1 protein-coding gene is annotated in these 4,162 nt (G+C 72.5%); it reads right to left on the reverse strand.

The genetic code is table 11. The features are described from left to right. A partial coding sequence (locus BG482_RS39755; RefSeq protein ID WP_370745959.1) for an SDR family NAD(P)-dependent oxidoreductase occupies nt 1-4,158 on the reverse strand: 4,158 nt, incomplete at its 3' end. Nucleotides 4,159-4,162: the final 4 nt, after the last annotated feature.

A 4,162-nucleotide genomic window follows, 5' to 3' on the forward strand; every position in this document is an offset into this window, starting at 1 on the left:
CGACCAACCCACCAACCCCTCCAACGCCACACCACACTCAACAAACCGCGCAGCAAACACCTCCGACACATCCAACAACTCCACCGCCATACCCACCCACTGCGCACCCTGACCCGGAAACACGAACACCGGCGACGCAGCACCACCCACCACACAACCCGACGCCACCCACTCACCCGCGACACCCACCGACCGGCACTCGAACACCGACCGCGACCGCCACAACGACCACGCCACATCCACCGGGTCGGCCGCGGTGGACTCCAGATGCTCGGTCAGCTGCCGGACCTGGGCGGCCAGCGCCGCTTCCGTGCGCGCCGAGGCGAGGAGGGGCACGACGGCCCGGTCGTGCGCCGGATTCCGCTCGACGGGCTCGGAACCGACGTCCGCGACGTCCTGTGGCGGCGCTTCGAGGACGACGTGGGCGTTGGTGCCGCTGATGCCGAACGACGACACCGCCGCCCGCCGCGGCCGGCCGTCGGTCTCCTCCCACGCACGGGTCTGCGCCAGCAACTCCACCGCACCCGCGGACCAGTCGACCAGCGGGGAAGGCTGGTCGCCCCGCAGCGACTCGGGCAGGGTGGCGTGGCGCATGGCCTGCACCATCTTGATGATCCCGGCCATGCCCGAAGCGGCCTGCGTGTGGCCGATGTTGGACTTCACCGACCCGAGCCACAACGGACGCTCGCCGTCGCGCTCCTGACCGTAGGTCGCCAGCAGCGCCTGCGCCTCGATCGGGTCACCCAGCTTCGTCCCCGTACCGTGCGCCTCCACCACGTCCACATCCGCAGCCGACAGACCCGCATCCGCCAACGCCGCACGGATCACCCGCTGCTGCGACGGACCGTTCGGAGCCGTCAACCCGTTCGACGCACCGTCCTGGTTGATCGCCGAACCCCGCACCACCGCCAGCACCTGATGCCCCGACGCCACGGCGTCCGACAACCGCTCCAGCAGCAGCACACCCACACCCTCGGACAGGGCGAATCCGTCGGCGTCGGCGGCGAAGGGCTTGCAGCGGCCGTCGGGGGCGAGGGCACGCTGGCGGCTGAAGGCGACGAAGGCCCCGGGGCCCGACATCACGGTGGCCGCGCCGGCCACCGCCAGACGGCACTCTCCGGCGCGCAGCGCGCGCACCGCCAGGTGCAGGGCGACCAGGGAGGAGGAGCAGGCCGTGTCGACGGTGACCGCCGGGCCCTCCAACCCCAGGGCGTAGGCGATGCGCCCGGACGCCACACTGGCTGCCGCTCCGGTCGCGAGGTATCCCTCGTTCTCCCCGGAGGCAGCGCGCAGCTGGGCGGCGTATTCCTGGTCGGTCAGGCCGACGTACACGCCGGTCGAGCTGCCCCGGAGCGTCTTGGGGTCGATGCCCGCGCGCTCCAGGGTCTCCCAGGTGGTCTCCAGGAGCAGTCGCTGCTGCGGGTCCATCGCCATGGCCTCACGCGGGGAGATCCCGAAGAACCCGGCGTCGAAATCGGCCGCGTCGTCGAGGAATCCGCTCTCCCGGACGTAGCTGGTGCCGAGGCGGTCGGGGTCGGGGTCGTAGAGGGCGTCGAGGTCCCAGCCGCGGTCGGTGGGCAGCGGGGAGATGACGTCCATGCCGTCGGCCACGAGACGCCACAGGTCCTCGGGCGCGCGGACGCCGCCGGGGAAGCGGCACCCCATCGACACGATCGCGATCGGTTCGTCGGCGGCCGTCGGAGCGGCCGCGCCCGCGGTGTCCGTGGCGGGCCGCGCGTCCGCGCGCCCGCCACCGAAGGCCAGGTCGTCGACGCAGGCGGCGAGCGCGGAGATGCTGGGATGGTCGAAGACGACGGTGGTGGGCAGCTTCAGGCCGGTGGCACGGTGCACACGGTCGCGCAGCGCCACAGCGGTGAGGGAGTCGAATCCGAGATCCTTGAAGGCCGCGTCGACGCTGACCGCTTCCGCGTCCTCGTGCCCCAGCGCCGCGGCCACGTGGGTGCCGATCAGGGCGCGCAGTGCGGCGGTCCGCCGCGCGGGCTCGAGATCGGCCATCCCGCGCAGGGCTGTGGAGACGCCGTCGCCCTGGGCGGCCCCGGCCGCCGTCTCCGTCGTCCCGGCACCGGAGGGAGCGAGTTCCGAGAGGAGGGCACTGCCGCGTACGGAGGTGAAGACCTCCGCGAACCGTCGCCAGTCGACGTCGGCGACCGCGACGACCGTGTCCTCGTGGTCGAGGGCCTGCTGAAGGCCGGTGATCGCGGTGGCCGGCTCGATGACGGGGACGCCGCGACGGCGCAGGTCGTTCTGGACAGACTCGGCGATCATGCCACCGCCGGCCCAGGGCCCCCAGGCCACGCTGAGCACGGGCGCACCGTCAGCCCGCCGGCGTTCGGCACGGGCGTCGAGGATCGCGTTCGCGGCGCCGTAGGCGGCGTGGTCGGCGACCCCCCAGGTGCCGGAGATCGAGGAGAAGTAGACGACGGCGTCGAGTTCGGCCGTGTCCAGCACCTCGTCGAGGTGGGCGGCGCCCAGCACCTTGCCGGACAGTGTCGCGGCGAGGTCGTCGACGTCGGTCTCCGCGATCGGGCCGAGAACGCTGACGCCGGCCGCGTGGACGACCGACCGCACCGGACTGCCGCTCTCGGCAAGGCCGTCGACCAGGTCGGCGAGCGCCTGACGGTCCGCGGTGTCACAGGCGGCGACGGTGATCCGGGTGCCGTGGTGCGCGAGTTCGTCCCGCAGACCGGCGAGGTGGGCGCCGTCGCCACGACGACCGGTCAGGACGAGGTGTTCGGCTCCACGGGTGGCCAGCCATCGGGCGACGTGGGCGCCGAGCGCGCCGGTTCCCCCGGTGACGAGGACGGTGCCGCGCGGGTGCCAGTCACGCGGCGCCCGCTTGCCGCGGGTAGCGGCCTGGACGAGCCGACGGCCGTACGTCCGGCCGTTCCGGAGGGCCACCTGGTCCTCCGCCACGCCTGCCGTGACGGCGTCCAGCAGCAGCCCCATGAGGCCGTTCGCCCCGGCCTGCGGCAGGTCGACGAGTCCGCCCCAGCGCTTGGGGTGTTCCAGGGCGGCGCTCCGGCCGATGCCCCAGACGCCGGCCTGTTCGGGCGCCGCCGGCCCGTCGTCGTCGCCGACGGCCACGGCGCCTCGGGTCACGCACCACAGAGGTGCGTCGATGCCCACGTCGCCGAGAGCCTGCAGGAGTGTGAGGGTGCCGGCGAGCCCGAGCGGTACGGCAGGCTGCCGGGGGTGCGGCCGCTCGTCGAGCGCCAGCAGCGAGAGCACCCCGGCGAAGACGTCGGCGGTGGTCAGCAGTGCCCCGAGCGCAGCACGGTCCAGCCGGGCGGCGTCGACGGCGGCGACGACGGCACGAGCTCCGCGCGCCTCCAGTTCCGCCCGCACGTCGGTGACCAGGTGGTCGCCTTCCATCGACTCGGGGACGACGATCAGCCAGGTTCCTCCGGCGGCGGTGGGGGCGGTCGCGGTCAGCGGCCGCCACTCCACGCGGTGCCGCCATCCGTCGACCACTCCCCGCTCGCGGTGTGCGGTGCGCCAGGCGGCGAGAGCCGGCACGACGCTCTCCAATCCCTCCGCCACGCCGAGAGTGCCCGCCAACTCCTCGAGGTCACCCTCCTCGACGGTCCGCCAGAACTCCTCCTCCACCGGATCCGCACCCACCGCCGGCTTCGGAGCCTCCAGCCAGTAGCGGCTGCGCTGGAACGCATACGTCGGCAACTCCACCCGACACGGCGACAACCCCGCAAACACCGGAGCCCAGTCCACCCCCACACCCCGCACCCACGCCTCACCCAACGACCGATAAAACCGCCCCAGACCCCCCTCACCCCGACGCAGCGAACCCACCACCACCGCATCCGAACCCACAGCCTCCACCGTCTCCGCCACCGGCACCGTCAACACCGGATGCGGACTCATCTCCAAAAACGCGCCGAACCCCTCCCCCACCAACCGCCGCACCACCGGCTCCAACAACACCGACTGCCGCAGATTCCGGAACCAATAACCCCCGTCCAACTCCGCACCCTCCACCCACTCACCCGTCACCGTCGACAAGAACGGCACCGACGGAACCAACGCCCTCACCGAACCCAACAACCCCGCCAACTCCCCCTCCAACACATCCACATGCACCGAATGCGACGCATAATCCACATCAATACGACGCACCCGCACCCCC

This window comes from Streptomyces sp. LUP30 (assembly GCF_001746365.1).
Taxonomy (GTDB): domain Bacteria; phylum Actinomycetota; class Actinomycetes; order Streptomycetales; family Streptomycetaceae; genus Streptomyces.